Origin of the sequence: Streptococcus sp. Marseille-Q3604 (genome assembly GCF_916619785.1) — a bacterium.
Lineage (GTDB): Bacteria > Bacillota > Bacilli > Lactobacillales > Streptococcaceae > Streptococcus.
Window position 1 is genome coordinate 281,505 of sequence record NZ_CAKAKM010000001.1, and the last position, 20,505, is coordinate 302,009.

Genomic DNA, 20,505 nt, shown 5'->3' on the forward strand with positions numbered 1-20,505 from the left:
ATCTAGGCTTACAAAACAATCCTAAGACCATTAAATATCCAAGAATAGTATCAGTTTTTCCTAGTATGGTACTGGTAAGCGTTTTCCAAAAGGGTTATAATAGGGATAAGTTAGTCAAGGAGGTGCTTTATGACCATTAAGGTGATTGCATCAGATATGGATGGAACATTTTTAGACGATAAAGGGAGCTATGATAAGGAGCGTTTTAGTCAGATTTTGGATGCCATGGCTGCGCGTGATATGCACTTTGTTGTTGCATCAGGCAATAGTATGAGTCGCCTTAAACCGATGTTTGCGGAGACTTTTGACCGCCTGCATTTTGTAGCCGAAAATGGTGGTCAGGTGGTTAGCTATGGCAAGCTTCTGTGTCAGGAGTTTATGGCATCAAATGATGTTGAAAACTTGCTAAGCTATTTTAATTATGATTTGTTGGATAGGCCAACTATATTTAATGGTGCTCAAGGCTCCTATATGTTAAAAGGGTCTAGGGTCAATTTTGCTGAGATGATAACAGAAGAAGAGCAAAAAGCCCTTGAAGCAGCCATTCAGCGTTTGAATGGGTTGGAGGATTTAGATGATGATTTCATCAAGATTACCATGTTGCTGAGTCCTGAAGAGGCTAATCGTGTGTCACAGGCTTTTAATCGTGATTTTGATGGCAATCTAGTTGCTGTTCCCAGTGGTTTTGGTGCTATTGACTTCATTCAAAAAGGCATGCACAAGGCTTGGGGGCTCAAGCAACTTCTTAAACACTGGGGCTTGTCTGAGTCCAATGTCATGGCCTTCGGTGATGGAGACAATGATCTTGAGCTCTTGCAAATGGCTGGTCGCTCTTATGCTATGGAAAATGCCAGTCCAGCTATTTTACAAGTGGCTGATCAGATTGCTCCCCATCATAAAGACCAAGGAGTATTGACTGTCTTAGAAGATTATTTAGGATTGATTTAAAGAAAGTATGGTGGAGTAATGAAGTTATATTTGATGAGACATGGTGAGACACTATTTAATACACAAAAGCGAGTTCAGGGCTGGTGTGACTCGCCCTTGACTGAAAATGGGATTTTGCAGGCAGAGCAAGCCAAGCAGTACTTTACGAAGAAAGGTATTTCTTTTGATGCTGTCTACTCCTCTACGCAAGAGAGAGCGACTGATACGGCCAAGATTGTGGCACCTGAGTACACTGTAACCCAGCTAAAGGGAATTAAAGAAATGAACTTTGGGTCTTTTGAAGCTCAACCAGAGCACCTCCTCCCCAAACATCGACCAGGTTCACGATCCTTTGAAGATCTCTTGGTCCCATACGGTGGCGAAGATATTCGCAAGGTTGGACAGAGGGTTTTAAAGACTGTATTAGAGAAAGCAGAAGAACACACTAAAGATGGTGCTGAGAATCTCCTATTTGTCAGTCATGGGGCGGCTTTATGGGGATTAATCATTACCATGGACTTAGCCTTTCCTGAAGGAGTACGTTTTGGGAATTGTAATATTTGTGTTTATGATTATAACCAAGGACAATTAGAGCTTCTTCAGGTGATTGATCCGATTTCTGGTTTAGAGGTAACATTATGAAAGAATTTTATTTAATGAGGCATGGGGAAACACGATTTAATGTTCAGCATAGGCTTCAGGGGGTCTGCGATGCCCCTTTGACGGAAGTCGGGATTGAACAGGCTAAAAAGGCTGGTCAGTATCTAGCCAAGCAAGAGCCAATTTTTGATCATGTCTTTACGTCAACCTCTGAGAGAGCTAGCGATACTCTAGAAATTGTGACTGGACGAACAGACTATGAAAGACTTAAAGGTCTTAAAGGACAGGATTTTGGTGCTTTTGAAGGGCAGCCAGAGTATCTTACTCCTAAAACCTTACCTGATGGACAAGGCTTTGGTGATTACTTTGCTCAATTTGGTGGTGAGAGTACGAGCCAGGTCCGTGATCGTATGGAGTTGACGATTAGGGCCATCATGGAGAGTGTGGCCGATGGTTCTAAGTCCTTGCTGGTTAGTCATGGTCCATCTATTTTGCAATTCTGTAGACGTGTTTTAGATCCTGTTCCAGATATTCGTGGTCTTAAAAATTGTTGTATTTTACACTTTACTTATGACCAAGGTCAATTTGGACTGGTCTCAGTTTATAATCCAGTAGAAGAAGAGTATATCTATGGAGGTGAAGAATGACACGATTCTATTTAATGCGACATGGACAAACACTTTTTAACACACTCAATCGAATTCAAGGTTGGTGTGATTCCCCTTTGACTGAAAAAGGTCAGGACCAAGCTCGTCAGGTGCGTGCCTATTTTGAAAAACATGGTTTGACTTTTGATCAGTATTATTGCACGACTACTGAAAGAGCTTCTGATACGCTTGAGTTGGCTACTGGGCGTACTGATTATAAACGTGTTAAGGGACTTAAAGAGATGCACTTCGGTATCTTTGAGGGGCAACCGGAGTATCTTCATCCTAAAATTCAAATTCAGGGGCATTTCGGTGATTATTATGCTCAGTTTGGTGGGGAAAGTCAAGATCAGTTTGTAGAACGAGTGGTAAACGGTGCAAGAGAGATAGTGGATAAACATCCTAACCAATCTATTTTGGCTGTCAGTCACGCAGGAGCCTTGATGACTTTTCTTCATGCTGTGGAGCCGGAGCGTGCCTTTCAGTCTTGTCCAGGCAATTGCGCCATCTTAGACTTTGATTACGATGGATCGAACTTTCACTTTGTCAAACTGATTGATCCTTTAACGGATCAAGAGTTGGTGGAATTTTAGTGGCTTTCATGATCAAAGATAGTAAGAACCCCTTTCTTAGTGTATAATGGAAGGGTATTTTAAATTATGGAGTGTCTATGAAATTTTCAAAAAATCAGTTCATTTGGTTGGCTGTCCTTTTTTTCAGCTGTTTCTTGATCTATACTTACTGGGAAACAGTTGTTTCAATTTGTAACACCATTTACGTTGCCAGTCAGCCCTTCCTGGTTGGAGCAGGGATTGCCTTTGTGGTAAATATCCTGATGTCTTTTTATGAGAAGCTGCTGGTCAAGTTTATTCCATTTGGTTTTATCGCTAAAATCAAGCGACCTATTGCTCTGCTCTCGGCATTGGGAACCATTGGCTTGGTCTTTACTTGGGTAGTATTCACTGTCCTTCCTGATTTGATTGACAGTATCAACACCTTAATTAGTCAAGACCGCTCAGCTATTAATAACTTGATTAATTGGTTGCTTAAAAACAAATCCTTGCAAAAAATTATTCAAGATTTTGGTGGTGTGACACAGGTTAGAGAGCTAATCAATAGCTACAGTGCTCAGTTGCTTCAACAAATCATGAATGGTTTGACCAGTTTCTTGACTTCTTTAACGAGTCTGCCATCAACCTTGATTAATCTTTTTATCAGTATTGTCTTTTCTTGTTATGTCTTAGCTGGAAAAGAGAAACTTGGGAATCAGGTCAATCGTTTGGTAGACGTCTATTTAGGACGTTATGGTAAGACTTTCCACTATGTAGTTGCTATTCTCAATAATCGATTCCGTAATTTCTTCGTCTATCAGTCGCTTGAGGCTTGTATTTTGGGGACCTTGTGTTATATTGGGATGATTATCTTTAATTTCCCTTACGCAGCGACTATCTCTATCCTGATTGGTTTTTCAGCAATGATTCCAGTTGTGGGGGCTTATATTGGTGTGACGATTGGTACCATCTTGATTATGACGCACTCTGTGACCTTGGCGCTTTTGTTTGTTGCCTACGTGGTTATTTTGCAGCAGTTTGAAGGGAATCTCATCTATCCTTATGTGGTCGGTGGATCTACCGGACTTCCTGGTATTTGGGTTATCTTCGCAATCACCATAGGTTCTGCCTTGGGTGGTATCTTGGGCATGTTGGTTTCTGTGCCAGTAGCCGCAACCTTATATCAGATTGTTAAAGATAATGTTGTTAGGCGAGAAGAAGCCAAAGCAGCAAATGCTCTTGAAAGTAATGACTAATTCAAACAGACTTCGGTCTGTTTTTTTTTCGTGTTATAGTATCAGATTTCAATAATATAGTATAAGTGTAATCGTTTTCTAAGTGTTATACTATGAGTAAATTGAACAATGCAAGGAGATAAAAGATGACATATACATTTCCAAAAGATTTTCTCTGGGGTGGTGCAACAGCTGCCAACCAGTTTGAGGGTGCTTACAACCTAGATGGCAAAGGCTTGTCCGTACAGGATGTAACGCCAAAAGGCGGTGTTCCCTTTGAACCTGGGGCCTTGAATCCTTTGATTACTGACCAACCCACACCAGATAATCTAAAACTAGAAGGTATAGATTTCTATCATCGTTATAAAGAAGACATAGCACTTTTTGCAGAGATGGGCTTTAAGGTCTTTCGTATGTCAATTGCATGGACTCGTATTTTCCCAAATGGTGATGATGCTGAGCCAAATGAAGCTGGCCTAGCCTTCTATGATAAAGTCTTTGATGAATTGGCTAAGTATGGCATCGAACCACTTGTAACCTTGTCCCACTATGAAACACCACTCAATTTGGCGCGTGAGTACAATGGATGGACTAATCGTAAATTAATTGGTTTTTATGAGAATTATGTTCGTACAGTCTTCACACGTTATAAGGATAAGGTCAAATATTGGTTGACCTTTAATGAAGTGAACTCTGTTATAAACGCACCGTTCATGTCAGGTGGGATTGCAACTCCGATGGAAGAGCTCTCTAAACAGGATCTTTACCAAGCAGTTCACCATGAGTTAGTCGCTTCGGCTTCAGCAACCAAGATTGGTCATGAAATCAACCCTGACTTTAAGATTGGTTGTATGGTTCTTGCCATGCCAGCTTATGGAATGACAGCTAATCCTTTAGATCAGTTGGCTGTTCACGAGTTTGATAATCAAAACTATCTTTTCTCAGATATCCATGCGCGTGGGAAATATCCAAACTATATTAAACGCTATTTCAAAGAGAATGGTATTGAAATACAATTTGCTCCAGGAGATGAAGAAATCTTGAAGAATACCGTTGATTTTATTTCATTCTCATATTATATGTCTGTGGCAACAGCACACAATCCGCAAGACTATAAGGTTGGAAAAGGCAACATCTTAGGTGGTGTCGAAAATCCCTACCTTGAAAAATCTGAATGGGGTTGGGCTATTGATCCAATCGGTCTTCGACTAGTTTTGAATGACTTCTATGATCGATATCAGTTGCCATTGTTTATCGTCGAAAATGGTTTAGGTGCCAAGGATGTTCTTGTTGATGGCCCAGATGGTCCAACAGTTGAAGATGATTATCGTATTGATTACCTTCAAAAACACTTGATTCAAGTTGGCGAAGCCCTTCAAGATGGTGTAGAACTTTGGGGCTATACGACATGGGGGCCAATTGATTTGGTATCAGCTTCAACGGCTGAACTCAGTAAACGTTATGGCTTCATCTACGTTGATCGCAATGATGATGGTAGTGGTAGCTTGGCTCGTTATAAGAAAAAATCATTTGTTTGGTATAAGTCTGTTATCGAAAGTAATGGTGAAGCCCTTTACAAATAGAATATGACTAAGAATCTCAAAAATATTCGAGATTCTTTTTTAGTATTTAAGTACAACTTTGATATATCTGGATTTCTGTTGACATGAGTAAAAAGAGAGTATTTTCATACATAATAACTTTGTTTATGTTATTCCACATATTTTCTGAAAAAGTGGTAGAATAAAAGTGTGAAAGCGTTCTTATATTTTCCGAAGAAGTAGCGAGTCTATCTCTTTGCTTTTCCTACTTAGATGGAGGTAACGATCATGAATGATTTGAAAAAAGTTCTCTTAGCTGGAATCGGGTTGACTGCTATGACAGTTGATAAGGCCGATAGCTTTGTCAAAGAGTTGGTTGAAAAGGGGCGTTTGACTGTTGAAGAAGGTAAGGAACTGGAACAAGAGCTCAAACGTCAAAGTAAGGAAGAAGCTCAAGAATTTTTAGCGAAACTTGATGCTAAGAAATCTTCAGTTGAGTATGCGACTAAGGATGATGTGAAACGTCTTGAAGAAAAACTTGACGCTTTGCTCAGTCAAAATAAATAAAATGTAAGGAGTCTAAAATGGCTAGTAAACGATTGAGACATGTGTTGAAGGTTTTCTCGTCAGTTGGTCTCCTTTCTTATCGTGAAAAGCATCTTCCTCAAGACCAACAGACAACACCTGTCAAGCTACGCCAAGCCTTTGAGCAATTAGGACCTAGTTTTGTTAAAATTGGTCAAATCCTATCCACGCGCTCTGACCTTTTGCCAGAAAACTATATCAAAGAATTATCAAAGCTCCAGAGCTCAGTTCCTCCCTTGAATAAAGAGGAAGTCATGACTGCCATTAGGCAAGAATTACCTAATGAGCTTTCTGACAGTTTCCTTGATTTTTCGGAAGAGCCCTTAGCTTCTGGTTCTGTCGCTCAGACCCATAGAGCTAGATTATTGTTTGGTCAGGAAGTGATTGTAAAAATCCAGAGACCCGGTATTGATGAGGTCGTTAAGGAAGATATTCAGCTTCTCATTAAGCTTGCACGGCATATACCAAAGCATTTTATCCCCATGGTCGATGTTCAGGAGGTTTTGGAAAATCTGCGTGAAACCTTAATTAAGGAGCTTGATTTTAGGAATGAAGCAGAGGCCATGAAACGTTTTAGGACTTACAATAAGCAAGTGGCTTGTCTGGGCGTTCCAGAGGTTTATGATGAATTCACGACACCTCATCTCATAGTCGAAGAGTACATCAATGGGATTCCGCTTAATCACTACAGCCAACTGATTGAGGCTGGCTATGACTTAGAAGATGTGGGCAAGAAGCTTATGCTGTCATTTATCAAGCAAGTCTTCAAAGATGGCTATTTTCATGGTGACCCCCATCCTGGAAATCTGTTGGTACGTGATGGCAAGATTTATTTCATTGATTTTGGAATTATGGGGGAGTTGGAAGTAGGGATGCGTGCGTCCTTAAATGACATCCTGTACAGTTTTACCGCACAAGATGTTGATGGTATGACCAAGGCCATCTTGTCCGTTACACAATTTGATAATGGTCTTAATCGTGCAGTTCTAAGTCAAGATGTAGAGCAAATGTTAGGTCGTTATTCTGGTATTGACTTGGGAAGTCTCTCTATAACAGATTTGCTGCAGGATTTGATGGCTATTTTCCAGAAAAATCATCTTAAAGCCTCTTCTCAAATTACCATTTTGGAGAAGGCTTCGCTTCAAATTGAGGGGATTTTCCGAGAGTTAGCGCCAAATATGGATCTTATGACCCTGGCCAAGGATTACTTCCTAGAAAATATGGGACCTGATATGCTTAAGCAGGCCCTGAATAAAGAGAGTATCTTGATTGAACTCTTTTATCTGATTCGCAATGGGAAGAACATTCCACGTCGTCTGCATCAGCTCTTGGAGCAAATTTTAAACGGACGAATTGTGGTGAACCATGATTTTATTAACTTTTCGGGTCGAATTAAAGTTTTTGAGAAAGTATTAAATAATCTGGTTTTAGCCTTATTGTCATTGGGATTTCTACTTTCCGGTGCCCTTTTGGCTAATAAATCAGGTTTTGAAAATCTTGCCTGGCTATTTCTTGGACTTGGAACTTTTCTAGCTTTAATCACAGTAGTGCGTATAATATTTAAGAAAAAAGGATAAAGTATGATTGAAACAACTAGGCCTGACCTTGTGGCTTATCAAGAAGAGCGTTTAGCCAAATTTGTGAATGAAAATCAAAAGTTAGACAAAGGCCAAATCGTTTTTGCAGGGGACTCCATCACGGAGTTTTTTGCATTGAAAAAATATTTGGGTCGAGAGTTTCCCCTTGTTAACCGTGGGATTGCAGGAACAGACTCGGTTTGGCTTTTAGAACACCTTAAAGAGCAGGTCTTAGATTTGGAACCAAGTAAATTGGTGCTCTTGATTGGCATTAACGACATCGGAAGAGGTTACCCTATTCGAGATATTGTCACTCGTATTTCCGATATTATCATGACAGTTCGTCAGGAATCCCTCTTTACTGAGGTCTATTTGCTGAGTGTCTTTCCAGTTAGTGAAGAATCACAGTATGCTTCTAAGGTTAAGATTCGAAATAATACGACTGTACGTGAGCTAAATCAACAATTAGCTGTCCTCCCCGGTGTGACCTATGTCGATCTTTTTGATTACCTTACTGATGACATGGGACAGTTAAATGACAACTATACAACGGATGGTTTGCACTTGAGTCCACAAGGTTATCAAGTCCTTGCGGAACCAATCATAAAGGAGATTTTAGAATGAAAGTTGGCTTAGTCCTCGAAGGCGGGGGGATGCGTGGCTTATATACGGCTGGTGTATTAGATGCCTTTTTAGAAGCTGGTATTAAGGTGGATGGCGTTGTTTCGGTATCGGCTGGAGCACTTTTTGGTGTTAATTACCTTTCTAACCAGCCCCAAAGAGCCCTTCGCTACAACAAGCGTTTTATGGGAGACCGTCGTTATATGAGTTTCTGGTCATGGCTGACAACAGGTAACTTCGTTAATAAGGAATTCTCCTATTATAAGGTTCCCATGGAGTTGGACGTTTTTGATCAGGAGGCCTTTGCTGATTCAGGTGTTCCCTTCTATGTGGTCACTACAGATATTGAGACCGGAAAACCAGACTATATCAAGATTGACCATGTCTTTGAGCAAATGGAAGCCCTTCGTGCAAGTTCCGCCCTACCTCTGGTTTCTGAAATTGTCGAGTACAAGAGTAAACGCTACATGGATGGTGGTCTGTCTGATAGTCTCCCTATTGATTTTATGGAAAATTTGGGTTTTGACAAACTCATTGTAGTTTTGACACGTCCTAAAGGCTACCGTAAACAGCCATCTAAAACGAGTAAGCGAATCTACAAGCTCTTTTACCGCAAGTATCCTGAATTTGTCCAAGTGGCTTCGAATCGCCACATCCACTACAATAAGAGTATTGAAAAGATAGAGGCTTTGGAAAAAACTGGAAATCTTTATGCTATCCGTCCAGAACACGCACTTGAAGTTAGTCGTTTGGAGAAGGATCCTGAAAAGTTTGAAGCCATTTATCAAGAAGGATTGGATCAAATGCGTAATGATATGTCTAATCTCAAAACATTTCTTGGAGACAACTAAAAACGTGCTCGGTTGAGCACGTTCTTTTAGTTATTCATTTGTCGAGCTTGACGGCGTTCTTTGACTTTTTGACGACGCTTTTTCTCATTGATAAAAATCAAGTAGATTACGTAAAGTGGTAATAGGAGGAAGCAGAACAGGGCAAAGTGTTTCATAAAGTTATGCTTATTACTTGTTTGTTTGTCCTTCTGACCACCTGAAAAGAGGAAGAAGCCAGTTTCAGTTGCCTTGACAGTACTTGTTTTAATCTTAGGTGAGACTGTTTTTAAGCCATTATCTACAAGGACATAATCATCTTTGACACTGATTTTAGGTTCTTGTCCTTTTTTGACTGTAGCATAAACATCCTTTTGGACATCGTATTTTTTACCACCAATCTTTTGTTTCCCCTTGCTTAGGACCTTCTTGTAGGAATAGTCTTTAAACATCTTCTCAATGAGGGAGTTACCGAAAGCATGGCGAATTTTTTCACTACTTTCATCTTCCCAATTTCCAACACCGAGGATGACCGAAATGACACGTTGATTGCCACGTTTACATGTAGAGATGTAGTTGTAATCTCCTCGTGGACTTGAGCCTGTTTTTAAGCCATCAACACCTTTGAGGCCGTAATCAGCACCAGGCAAGGAATAGTTGTAATTTTCAAAGGTTTCCTCGTATGGTGTTCCTTTTTTGACAGTTACTTTCTGTTGGCTAGTGTATTTAAGGATTTCAGGATGATGTTTGATAAGGTTATAGGCCATGATAGACAAATCACGGGCTGTCGTCTGGTTAGAATGGTTATTGTCATAACGTTTAGGTGTGTAGTACCCTTTGTAGGATGCTGCACCAGCTCCAGAGGCATTGTACCATTTGGTATTGGTCATCCCGAGCTCTTTAGACTTTTCGTTCATGCGATCAATCCATTTGTCAGGATCGTTGTCACTGAGATAGTTGGCAAGCATGACTGTAGCAACATTCGAAGATGGCACAGCTGTCATAGTGATCAGTTCCGAAACCGTGTACTTAACTCCAGAAACAATCTTGTTATTTGAAATTTCGTAGATATTAGCAATAGCCTCATCAGTAGGCTTGGCTGTAATCACGGTGTCTTCTTTGATTTCCCCTTTTGATAGTGCATCAAAAACCAAGTAGAGGGACATGGCCTTACTCATGGAAGCAGGGTCGCGGACTTCATCGATATTATCTTGCCAAAGGATATCACCAGTATTGGCATCAATCAAAAGTGATGACTTAGGTCTGTATGTCTCGGTGGCTTCCTTGTAGCCCGCTTTTTGTGCAATATCTACGAGTTGGTCAGCAGACGTCAGACTGGGAGCTAAAGCCATACTAGCTACCAGGAAGAGTCCAAATAATTTCTTTTTCACAAATAATCTCCTTAGTAACAACGTTTAGACGCTCTTTTAAAAGGCATCCTTTAATCTATTTTTGTTATATGTCTCCTAATAAAATGTCACATCGTACCATTATAGCATAGTTTTTGGTGATTTTATCAGTATTCTTGGGGTGATCTCCTTTAATAGGGGATAAAAAAAAACGTGTCATGGACACGCTTTCTTTTATTTATTGATTTGTCTTGCTTGACGACGTTCTTTAACTTTTTGACGACGTCCTTTTTCATTAAGGTAAATCAAGTAGAGGAGACCAACTGGGATAAGGCTTAGCAACCAGAAATAAACTGGGAGTTGGCTCTTATCTGTTGTTTTAGTAGCCTTTTTATCTTTTTGGTCACTTCCAAAATCGAACCACCCCTTAACTTTAGTTACCTTAACAGAAGTAGCTTTGATATTAGGTGACACTGTCTTCAGACCATTATCAATGACAATGTGATCATCTTTAACAGAGATTTTAGGGTCTTTACCTTTTTTAACGGTGGCATAGACGTCTTTTTCGACATTGTATTTTTTACCGTCGATTTCTTGTTCACCCTTGCTAAGAACTTTCTTGTAAGAGAAGTCTTTGTACATCTTCTCAACGAGAGCATTACCAAAGGTATGACGAATCTCTTCACCTGTTTGGTCAGACCAATCACCAGAACCCATGATGACAGCAATCATACGTTGATCACCACGCTTGATGGTATCAATATAGTTGAAAGCACCTTCTGGGCTAGATCCTGTCTTCAACCCATCAACCCCATCAATTCCGTATTTGGCACCTGGAATAGAGTAGTTGTAGGTTTCAAAGGTTTCCTCGTAAGGTGTTCCCTTTTTAACTGTGACAACAGGTTTGCTAGTGTACTTGAGAATGTCAGGGTATTTCTTGATGAAGTTATAGGTCATGATAGCCAAATCACGCGCAGTTGTTTGGTTGGTTTGGTTGTTATCATAACGTTGAGGACTGTAGTAACCTTTGAAGGCAACAGCAACGGCACCAGAAGCGTTGAACCATTTGGTATTGGTCATCCCTAGCTCTTTAGATTTCTCATTCATCATGTCTAGCCATTTATCAGGATCATTATTGGTCAAGTAGTTGGCTAGCATCACGGTTGTAACGTTAGAGGAAGGCACCGCAGTCATAGTGATGAGTTCTGAAACGGTATAATCAACACCCGCAACAATCTTGTTGTTTGAAATTTCGTAAATATCGGCAATAGCTTGGTCGGTTGGAGTAGCTGTGATAACAGTATCTTCAGAAATCTCTCCTTTAGACATAGCTTCAAAGACCAAATAAAGTGTCATGGCCTTAGACATAGAAGCTGGGTCACGTACCTCATCAGCATTTTCTTCCCAGAGGACATCTCCGGTATTTCCATCGATTAAGAGGGTTGATTTTGGGCGATAGGCCTCAGTGGCTTCAGTATAACCAGCAGCGCGTGTGATATCCATCAATTCGTCTGCACTAGACAAACTCGGTGCTAGGGCTAGACAAGCTGCTAAAAGGACGGCAACAATTTTCTTTTTCACAATGTGTCTCCTTTAATATCTATGGGGTTCTGTAGCTGCCAGAACCTATTTTTATCTATTAATATCAATTGCCTGTCAAAACCCTAAATTCGGTAGTGACAAACATCTCCATTATAACATATAAAAGTTAGAGTTTTCCTAACATTTAGTATTTTAATGTAATTTTTAGAATCGATTGAATGTTACACAAAATCTATTTGAAAGCAGAAAAAAACGAGCTTGCTTGCTCGTTACTTTTCATCTTTTATCCTTGTGACTTGGTGGTAAATCATGAACCAGGTTTCATTTCGACGCCAGATACTAGTGTGGAAATTTCCTCCCAACTCATAACTAATTAATTTCGTTTTTTGACTAACAGATGTCATCTTGAAGCTGTCAAAATTATTGAGAAGTGGTTGGTGATTGGCAATGACTTCTTCACGATTGTAGTGGTGACCATTTTCATCGATTAAGTAGAAGTCTGGTGCTAAGAGATTTTCATAGTCAGGAATTTTTGACAGAATAATCTTTTCATTGCGAGAGAGTTTGTGAAGGACATTGCCATAAATTTCATCTTCGGGAATGGCAGCTGGTTCTACATGGACATCAGTGTCATAGACAAAGAAACGCTTGCTGAGAACCTCTTCAATTTGTTCAGTAATGGCATGACTCTCGTAAACAGAGAGGTCAGGATTCATTTCAACCACCATATCAAGATAGACGTTGCTACCATAGGAACGGCCACGCTGCTTCTTAACCTTAGTGACTTTTGGAATCTCAAGAATCGCTTTCTCATAGGCTTTTAGGTTTCTCTCATCGAAACCGTCTGACAAACTAAAGGTTGCTTCCATGAAGATATCATAGGCTGTCTTTAGAATGAAGGAGGTAATGATAATGGCTGTAATATAGTCAATAATCGTGAGGTTGAAGGATGCTGCAACAATGGCGATTGACGTTCCAATAGAAGTTACGGCATCGGAGAGATTATCCTTAGCGGCCGCAATCAAAGCGCTAGATTTCAGCTTTTTAGCAAGTCCTTTATTGTATAAGTAAACGCCACACATGACGATAGCAGAAAGAACTCCGACGGTTGCACCAAGGGGATCGACTACAGTTTCCTCTCTTAGAAAAATCTTTCGGACTGTTTGAATTAAGACTTGGAAGCCCACCACGAACATGATAAAGGAAGTGACTAGGCTTGATAAGTCTTCAATCTTCCAATGACCAAACCTATGATCTGCATCAGCAGGTTGACTAGCTAGGTGCAATCCAATGAGTAGGGCCACGTTCCCTAAAATATCTGACAAGTTATTGAAACCATCGGCAATCAAAGAGCTAGAATTTAAAAAGTGTCCAGCTAGAAGTTTTGCAATGGTAAGAAGAAGGTAGGCAGCGATGCTGACAATGGGACCTCGTCTGGCTGCTCTTAAATTTTCATACGTAGTCATAGGGTTACCTTTTCTGTTAAAATACAAGTTTAAATTATAGCATAAAACTATAACGAGTTAAAGGTTGTAAGCCCTTTAAACTTATGGAGTAATGTATTTTTAAAACTTGATAAGAAATGCTTCGTAATCATGGTGTTTTTTCAGTATTTTCCGAATATTCCCTACAAATTATGGTATAATTTAGGGTGTAAAACAGTCTAAAAAGAGGTTTTTATGGAACATTCGACATGGCACAAGCTTCTGAAAGAGGAGCTGCCTGACCATTATTTTTCAAAGATAAATCAGTTTATGGACCAGGTTTATAGCCAGGGGACAGTTTATCCGCCGCGTGACAAGGTTTTTAATGCCTTGTTGGAGACTCCGTTTGAAGAAGTGCGGGTGGTAATCCTTGGTCAGGACCCTTATCATGGGCCTCATCAAGCACAGGGACTTTCCTTCTCGGTACCTGATAGCCTTCCAGCTCCCCCGTCTTTGAAAAATATTCTCAAGGAATTAGAGGAAGATTTAGGTCCTAGATCCTTTCATGATTTAACGTCATGGGCCGAGCAGGGGGTGCTTTTGCTTAATGCCTGTCTAACAGTTCCAGCAGGTCAAGCAAATGGGCATGCTGGTCAGGTTTGGGAACCTTTTACAGATGCTGTGATTAAGGTTCTCAATCAAAAGGATACTCCTGTTGTCTTTATACTTTGGGGTGGCTATGCTCGTAAGAAGAAGGCGCTAGTGACTAATTCTAAACATGCCATTATTGAGAGTGCCCATCCGAGTCCCTTGTCGGCCTATCGTGGTTTTTTTGGCAGCAAGCCATTTTCAAAAGCCAATGCCTACCTTGTATCTCAGGGCCAATCCCCAATTGATTGGTTGAAGTAAAATAGAAAGTTGGAAGATTATGTTACTGATTAAAAATGGTCGTGTTGTAGACCCTAAGTCTGGTTTGGATACGCAAGCTGATGTTCTTGTTGATGGTAAAAAAGTTGTTAAGATTGCTGAAAATATCGAAGCTGGAGATGCTCAAGTCATCGATGCGACTGGTCTTGTGGTTGCTCCTGGCTTGGTGGATATCCATGTTCACTTCCGTGAGCCAGGTCAAACTCATAAGGAAGACATTCATACTGGTGCCTTGGCAGCGGCTGCAGGTGGTTTTACAACAGTTGTAATGATGGCTAACACTAATCCAACGATTTCAGATAAGGAAACCTTGGAGGAGGTCTTGACTTCGGCAGCTAAGGAAAATATCCATGTTAAGTCTGTTGCGACTATTACTAAGAATTTTGATGGTGAAAATCTCACTGATTTCAAGGGTTTGCTTGAAGCCGGTGCTGTCGGATTCTCAGATGATGGTATTCCATTGACCAATGCTGGTATTGTCAAAAAAGCCATGGAGCTAGCTAAGGAGAATAATACCTTTATCAGCCTTCACGAGGAGGATCCTGATCTAAATGGTATTCTCGGTTTCAATGAAAATATTGCTAAAAAAGAATTCCATATTTGTGGGGCAACAGGTGTAGCTGAGTACAGTATGATTGCGCGTGATGTCATGATTGCTTATGATACCCAAGCCCATGTTCATATTCAACACTTGTCAAAAGCTGAATCTGTCAAAGTGGTTGAATTTGCTCAAAAACTTGGAGCACAAGTCACAGCGGAAGTAGCACCACAGCACTTCTCAAAAACTGAAGACCTCTTGCTTTCAAAAGGTGCTAATGCCAAGATGAATCCACCACTTCGTTTGGAATCTGACCGTCAAGCCGTTATTGAGGGATTGAAATCTGGAGTGATAACTGTTATTGCCACAGACCACGCGCCACACCATGCCGATGAAAAGAATGTCGATGATGTGACTAAAGCACCATCAGGAATGACTGGTCTTGAAACATCTCTATCTCTTGGATTGACCTACTTGGTTGAAGCAGGACACTTAAGCTTGACGGAACTCTTGAAAGTAATGACTAGCAACCCATCTGATCTTTATGGCTTCGATGCTGGTTATTTGGCTGAAAATGGACCAGCTGACCTTGTGATTTTTGCAGACAAGGAAAAACGTCAGGTCACAGCAGACTTTAAGTCTAAAGCAGCCAATTCACCATTTGTAGGCGAAGAACTTACGGGCAGTGTTAAATACACTATCTGTGACGGTGAGATTGTTTATCAAGCCTAAATAGCAGATCAGAGCAGGGCACATCGAGACACTTGGTGTTGCACCTGCTTTTTTAGTCCTTAAAGGAGCAAAATGATGAAAAAGATACTGAAAGGTCTTGTTAAATACCTTGCTTTAACTGTTTTGTTAGCCTGTTTTCTGCCACTTTCTTTGCAACGCGTTCAAGCTGACGAGGATGAGGTAGAGTATAGTCTACCTTCCTATGTTGGTCACCTTTCTATACATGATGATGGTAATGCGACGTTTACTCAGGAAGTGACTTATGATTTTGATAGTGACTATAAAGGTCAGTATGTAACCTTGGGGAAAATTGGTGGTTATTCTATTATGGATGATCCCAAGGTTTCAGCAACCGTAAATGGGAAAGAAAAAACAGATATTACAGTTGAAAAAACAGACTCTTATGATGGTGTTAAACTCAAAGTTTATAATTCAGGTTCAGATGGTGATAGGGTTGTCCTCAAAGTTACTTGGCAAATCCAACAGTTGTTGAATCTATATTCAGATATTGCAGTTTTAAATTGGTTTCCAATCTCTGATTGGGATAAAGGATTTGGGCAGGTTGATTTCACAGTTGATGGTCTAGATGCAAGTCAAGGAGAGCTTTACGCCCACACTGGCTATTTTGGAAAAGACCCACAGGTTAAACGTACCGCTACAGGTTATCAGGTTCATGTAGACAATTTACCATCATCAGGTAAATTGGAATTACATGCCTACTGGCCGATGACCAGTACTTTACGGGAAAATAATCAGGCTTATTTATTACATAAGACAAATGAGGCAGAGTTTTTTAAAAAAGAAAGAGATATCAAAAAGTCTAAAGAAAACTACCGACGCATTTTTTATGTCATTTTGCCACTTGTAATTTTAAGCTTTGTTCTTATTGGTATTTTCTGTTACCTTATTGTTCTTTATAGCACTAGAACGCCTTCTTTCCCTCGAGATGCACGTCTTTATGAAGCCCCTCAAGATTTAGCACCTTTGGTCTTAGCTAAGAATGTTTATAATCAGTCGTTCGATAAAACAGGGCTAAAAGAAGAAACGGGTCCTTTGAAGTTCAAATATATGGTGCAAGCTACCATCCTCGATTTGATTGATAGAGGTTATCTCACTTTTAGGCGAGAAGGTGATAGTAATATTCTGACACGTATTGAAAAGGAAGGTCTCTCTTCGTTTGAAGGGGCATTCTTAGATATGTTGTTTGATGGTCGCATGGAAATTAGAGATAGTGAAATGTTCTCGCGCTATTATCTTGATAAAGATGCTCTAGAAAAACAATTCAAGAGTGCTAGAACAAGCTATGAGCGAGAAACTATTCGTTCTCAGGGAAAACGTGTCAAATATCAATTCTCTAATGACGGCTATCAAGTAGCCAAAGGCGTTGAAAAAGAGGAGTTTGCGCTAGGACTTCCTAAAATTTATAGAGATTTTAGTGCGAAAGAAAAGACATTTAACATATTGGGAGTAGCAGCTTTGGCACTTTCAATGATGCTTTGTATACTTTCAACTTTGTTCTTATTTGCTGCCTTTGGATCAGGACTAGGTTTTTACTATATTCTTGGTCTCCTACCTATAGCAGGACTTACCGTTTTATTCTGGTTCTTGGTGAAAAGACGTCGTCAGAGATGTCTTGATGCAACTCAAATTTCAACCTATTACCAGTGGCATAGCTTTAAGAATATGATTCAGAGTATTCCTAGCTTTAAAGAGTCAGAATTAGAATCTGTCATCCTATGGAATCGTATCTTGGTTTATGCGACACTCTATGGACAGGCGAAAAAAGTTAGTGATGTGCTAAAACGATACAACATTCACCTCAGTAATCCATCTCTAGATGAGTTTACTTATTCTGCGACACCATTTATTATGCTGAATAATGTCAATTATCTAGAATCTTATGTTTCTGCCTCAGATAGCGTAAGTAGCTTTTCTATCAATTCAAATAGTGGTAGTGGCGGCTTTGGAGGCGGTGGCTTCTCTGGTGGTGGCGGAGGAGGCGGTGGTGGCGCCTTCTAAGCTACGCTAGTTGGAGTTTACTATCAATAGAGACACTCAGTCTATATGATCTTGGGTGTCTTTTTGTTTGGCGAATAATTCCTTTCATTCTAAACTGTTAGGAATTTTTAGTGAGAAGAGATATAAAGTAACAAAAAAAGAGCCAGTGGCTCTTTTTAAATATGATCTTAATAACCAGGTTCAAAGATTTCAATAATTTGAGTCAGATAACCTGCATGTAAACCGATGCGATAGTCAACATTTGGCAAACTCTTTACTATATCATTCAGTTCTTTATCTTTGCTAACCTTATCAGCCAAAACTGGTAATTCAACAACAAGGAGTTGTGAGTGATCTAGTTGAAGGTAACTACTATTGACCTTGACATCAGGACGAAGTAGTTTAAATATCGCTCTATCCGAAGCTTGGAGCAGTTGATATAAATCGAGGTCAGATAAAGGAATCTCACCAAACTGAGGACTAATATTAATGGAAATATCGACATGTGACGCTCTCATTTCCAAAATACGATTTGAAAGAAAACTAGCTATTATTGGATTGCTAAGCCTATCCAAGTTTTCTTGAGTCTCTGGATTACCAATGCTAGTATTGTCTGTTTTATAAATCTCAAGTAGACTAGTAGCTTTGGCAGTATCTTCATTTTCCAAGGCAAGAGAAACCTCCTTGAGATTTTTCTTGAATAAGTCGAAGGACGTTTGCTTTTGCATGATAATCTGGATAAAGGCTTTGCTATAGTTAGTCATAGTACCCAACAATTTATGACGTTCTTTGTTCAGTCTATCGATAGATTGTTGGTGGACAGCCTGGTTCCAATTGTAAAAATCCCATAGTAGTAGGGCAATATAGAGAACTAAGATAACAGAACTATTAGGACTGACCTTGAAAACTATTTCAAATAAATTTTTAGGGTCATTTGCTGTTGGAAGAATACTGTTAAGACCATGGATAACAGTAAAGAAGACATAATAGACAGCTAGGAAGGCAGTGCTTCGCAACCAGTTACGTCTAGCCCAAGCTTCGTCAAGACTACTCATCTGATTTAGGTCTACAGCGAAGATTTTAAGCATTAGGTAAATGATTAATGGTGCTAAGATGTAGGTCAAGATATGTAAGTTAGTGTTGAGGGTAATATCACCTTTGATATGTAAGACGTGAGGGATAATGACAATTGAAAGTAGTCGTGTTGCCATATCAAAAAGGATAGTTGGATAAAAAGCGTAAAGCAATCGATGATAGAAAGAACGCTCTTTGACAAGGGCCAAATCAGCAACAAGGAAGAAAAGTGGGTCCACAACGATTTTTACGAGACTAAAGTAGGACGCTGCAACTACATAGGATAAAAATAGAAGTAAAAGGTGTCCTCGTAGTGGCTTTACCTTAGACATAGTCTGGTAGAGGTACCAAATAGAAATGAAACTAACGGCCTGTAAGAGAGGATTGATAATATTAGTAATCATTGTAACCTCCTTTAGTCATGTCAATTTCAATTTGTAAGCGATAAATCCCAGTACGTGTATTTGAAACAATGTTAACGTTTGGATAAGTAGATAGAATAGTATTGACGCGTTTTAGTTCAGGATCAGAGAAATCAGATGTAATGGCTGAATCTTCTTTAGTGCTTGAACTTTCAACGACAAAGTGTTGACTATCCTCATCCTTAAAATAAGCATAGCTAAGGTATTTCTGTTCACTATCTTGTGCTTGGTCAATGACATGATCCAAGATAGTTGATAGGACATATACCCAGTCTAAAGGATAAATAGGATAGACGGTAATAGATTCTGGGACCTCCATACTAACCCAAACATCCAGTTCTTTTGCCTTTAGGAATTTAGCTTCAAAGAGTACCTGTAAATCTGGCAGTTTAATATTTCCTAGTTTGTCTCGATAAAAATGATCAATCTTCTTATCTAGCGGATTCGGTGTCAGCAAGTAGTCAATTAACTCCTGAGCTTCCTCATTTTGTTGAAAACGAATGATATCGTAGAGATTTTCAGCTTCGTCTTTGATGAAGAGCTCTTGTCTAGTCTTTTTCTGGTACCAGGTATTGATGTTCTGACTTGATTTTTGAAGAAGGTGAGAATGTTCCTCTTGGGCTGCTTGTGTTTGAGCATTGAGGTCTTTTCTATAGAGATTAACCTGCTTAGATAGAATCAGAGCCGTAATGATAAGAAAGGCAATGGTAAAGTGAATGTCTGTTGAAACGAGTTCAGAAGCAAAGTAAATAAAGGCTAAGCTACAAAGAGCGACAGACGTTGACATGTACCATGGTCTTGCTTTATCAATTTGCATCATTCGAGAGTAGTCCACCTGAAGAAGAGCACTTTGTGCAAACCAAAGTAAAAAAGCAAGAAAGAGAATAAAGGGACCAGCAAAATAGTAATCCAAGACTGCAGGGAAAAAAATTGGAATAATCAGGAAAATGACCAATCTTACCATTAAGGCAAAGGTGAAAGGTATGAAGAGAGTCTCCAAAATGGTATGTCTTAGATTTTTGTAGGATTTGGCAGCTAGAAAGAGTACAACTGCAATAAAACCAGATTTTGGAAAGGAAATACCAAAATAACTAGAGGCAAAAATGGCTAAACCTGCTAAAATAAGAATCCAGTATCTTAAAGGCCTTTTCGTAGTTACCTTGAAGATAACAATTTGTAAAATAAAAGCTATACATGCCGTAAGCCCGTGAATTATGACATCACTCAATATCAAATATTCTCCTATTCGGGTAAAATCTATACAATCATGCTATTATACCATATCGCAAACAAAAAGAGCATACGAATTGCCTATAAGTGATAAAGATGTAAGGCTTTTCATTTTTCAAGCATATTTCTTGCCCATTAAGTTTTTTTAACCTATCCTA

At 39.6% G+C, this 20,505-nt stretch carries 18 protein-coding genes; 13 read left to right on the forward strand and 5 right to left on the reverse strand.

Annotated features, from left to right (window positions below; all coding sequences use genetic code 11):
- Nucleotides 1-129: 129 nt before the first annotated feature.
- The 10 genes from LG375_RS01265 to LG375_RS01310 all read left to right on the forward strand — a co-directional run bounded on the left by LG375_RS01265 (nucleotide 130) and on the right by LG375_RS01310 (nucleotide 9,135).
- Nucleotides 130-948: a Cof-type HAD-IIB family hydrolase gene (locus tag LG375_RS01265; RefSeq protein ID WP_225745117.1), complete on the forward strand. Its 819-nt coding sequence runs from the start codon at nucleotides 130-132 to the stop codon at nucleotides 946-948.
- 18 nt (nucleotides 949-966) lie between these two features.
- A complete protein-coding gene (locus LG375_RS01270) occupies nucleotides 967-1,569 on the forward strand; it encodes a histidine phosphatase family protein (RefSeq protein WP_110981301.1) in 603 nt (200 codons plus the stop codon).
- Complete coding sequence (locus LG375_RS01275) at nucleotides 1,566-2,174, forward strand: histidine phosphatase family protein (protein WP_225745118.1); 609 nt, start codon at nucleotides 1,566-1,568, stop codon at nucleotides 2,172-2,174. Before LG375_RS01270 ends, LG375_RS01275 begins: the two co-directional genes overlap by 4 nt.
- Nucleotides 2,171-2,767 (forward strand): histidine phosphatase family protein, encoded by a 597-nt coding sequence (locus tag LG375_RS01280; protein ID WP_225745119.1) that lies wholly within the window; start codon nucleotides 2,171-2,173, stop codon nucleotides 2,765-2,767. The genes LG375_RS01275 and LG375_RS01280 overlap by 4 nt, the downstream gene beginning before the upstream one ends.
- 77 nt (nucleotides 2,768-2,844) lie before the next feature.
- Nucleotides 2,845-3,981 (forward strand): AI-2E family transporter, encoded by a 1,137-nt coding sequence (locus tag LG375_RS01285; protein ID WP_037597769.1) that lies wholly within the window; start codon nucleotides 2,845-2,847, stop codon nucleotides 3,979-3,981.
- A 125-nt stretch (nucleotides 3,982-4,106) separates the two neighbouring features.
- Nucleotides 4,107-5,543 (forward strand): glycoside hydrolase family 1 protein, encoded by a 1,437-nt coding sequence (locus LG375_RS01290; protein ID WP_225745120.1) that lies wholly within the window; start codon nucleotides 4,107-4,109, stop codon nucleotides 5,541-5,543.
- A gap of 246 nt (nucleotides 5,544-5,789) precedes the next feature.
- Nucleotides 5,790-6,068, forward strand: coding sequence for a phasin family protein (locus LG375_RS01295; protein ID WP_013990645.1), 279 nt, complete (start codon nucleotides 5,790-5,792; stop codon nucleotides 6,066-6,068).
- Between the two features lie 17 nt (nucleotides 6,069-6,085).
- Nucleotides 6,086-7,663: an ABC1 kinase family protein gene (locus LG375_RS01300; RefSeq protein WP_156685374.1), complete on the forward strand. Its 1,578-nt coding sequence runs from the start codon at nucleotides 6,086-6,088 to the stop codon at nucleotides 7,661-7,663.
- A 3-nt stretch (nucleotides 7,664-7,666) separates the two neighbouring features.
- Entirely contained in the window at nucleotides 7,667-8,287 is a 621-nt protein-coding gene (locus LG375_RS01305) for an SGNH/GDSL hydrolase family protein (protein WP_225745121.1), read from the forward strand.
- Entirely contained in the window at nucleotides 8,284-9,135 is an 852-nt protein-coding gene (locus LG375_RS01310) for a patatin family protein (RefSeq protein ID WP_201061512.1), read from the forward strand. The genes LG375_RS01305 and LG375_RS01310 overlap by 4 nt, the downstream gene beginning before the upstream one ends.
- Before the next feature lie 26 nt (nucleotides 9,136-9,161).
- Here LG375_RS01310 and LG375_RS01315 read toward each other — a convergent pair whose 3' ends face one another.
- The 3 genes from LG375_RS01315 to LG375_RS01325 form a co-directional block, all read right to left on the reverse strand.
- Entirely contained in the window at nucleotides 9,162-10,502 is a 1,341-nt protein-coding gene (locus tag LG375_RS01315) for a D-alanyl-D-alanine carboxypeptidase family protein (RefSeq protein ID WP_110981297.1), read from the reverse strand.
- A gap of 192 nt (nucleotides 10,503-10,694) precedes the next feature.
- A complete protein-coding gene (locus LG375_RS01320; RefSeq protein ID WP_110981296.1) occupies nucleotides 10,695-12,041 on the reverse strand; it encodes a D-alanyl-D-alanine carboxypeptidase in 1,347 nt (448 codons plus the stop codon).
- A 230-nt stretch (nucleotides 12,042-12,271) separates the two neighbouring features.
- Nucleotides 12,272-13,468 (reverse strand): cation diffusion facilitator family transporter, encoded by a 1,197-nt coding sequence (locus tag LG375_RS01325; RefSeq protein ID WP_225745122.1) that lies wholly within the window; start codon nucleotides 13,466-13,468, stop codon nucleotides 12,272-12,274.
- Between the two features lie 213 nt (nucleotides 13,469-13,681).
- Here LG375_RS01325 and LG375_RS01330 point away from each other — a divergent pair, with 213 nt between their 5' ends.
- The 3 genes from LG375_RS01330 (at nucleotide 13,682) to LG375_RS01340 (ending at nucleotide 17,642) form a co-directional block, all read left to right on the forward strand.
- On the forward strand, nucleotides 13,682-14,335 hold the full coding sequence (locus LG375_RS01330) for a uracil-DNA glycosylase (RefSeq protein ID WP_049545851.1): 654 nt from the start codon (nucleotides 13,682-13,684) through the stop codon (nucleotides 14,333-14,335).
- A 19-nt stretch (nucleotides 14,336-14,354) separates the two neighbouring features.
- Nucleotides 14,355-15,623 (forward strand): dihydroorotase, encoded by a 1,269-nt coding sequence (locus LG375_RS01335; protein ID WP_110981294.1) that lies wholly within the window; start codon nucleotides 14,355-14,357, stop codon nucleotides 15,621-15,623.
- 75 nt (nucleotides 15,624-15,698) lie between these two features.
- Nucleotides 15,699-17,642 carry a DUF2207 domain-containing protein gene (locus LG375_RS01340; protein WP_225745123.1) on the forward strand — a complete coding sequence of 648 codons (1,944 nt, stop codon included), beginning with the start codon at nucleotides 15,699-15,701 and terminating at the stop codon, nucleotides 17,640-17,642.
- Between the two features lie 167 nt (nucleotides 17,643-17,809).
- On the opposite strand, the gene LG375_RS01345 is transcribed toward LG375_RS01340, so the two are convergent.
- Both LG375_RS01345 and LG375_RS01350 read right to left on the reverse strand, forming a co-directional pair.
- Nucleotides 17,810-19,099, reverse strand: coding sequence for a hypothetical protein (locus LG375_RS01345; protein WP_070840063.1), 1,290 nt, complete (start codon nucleotides 19,097-19,099; stop codon nucleotides 17,810-17,812).
- Entirely contained in the window at nucleotides 19,089-20,345 is a 1,257-nt protein-coding gene (locus LG375_RS01350) for a hypothetical protein (protein WP_225745124.1), read from the reverse strand. Before LG375_RS01350 ends, LG375_RS01345 begins: the two co-directional genes overlap by 11 nt.
- Nucleotides 20,346-20,505 lie beyond the last annotated feature (160 nt).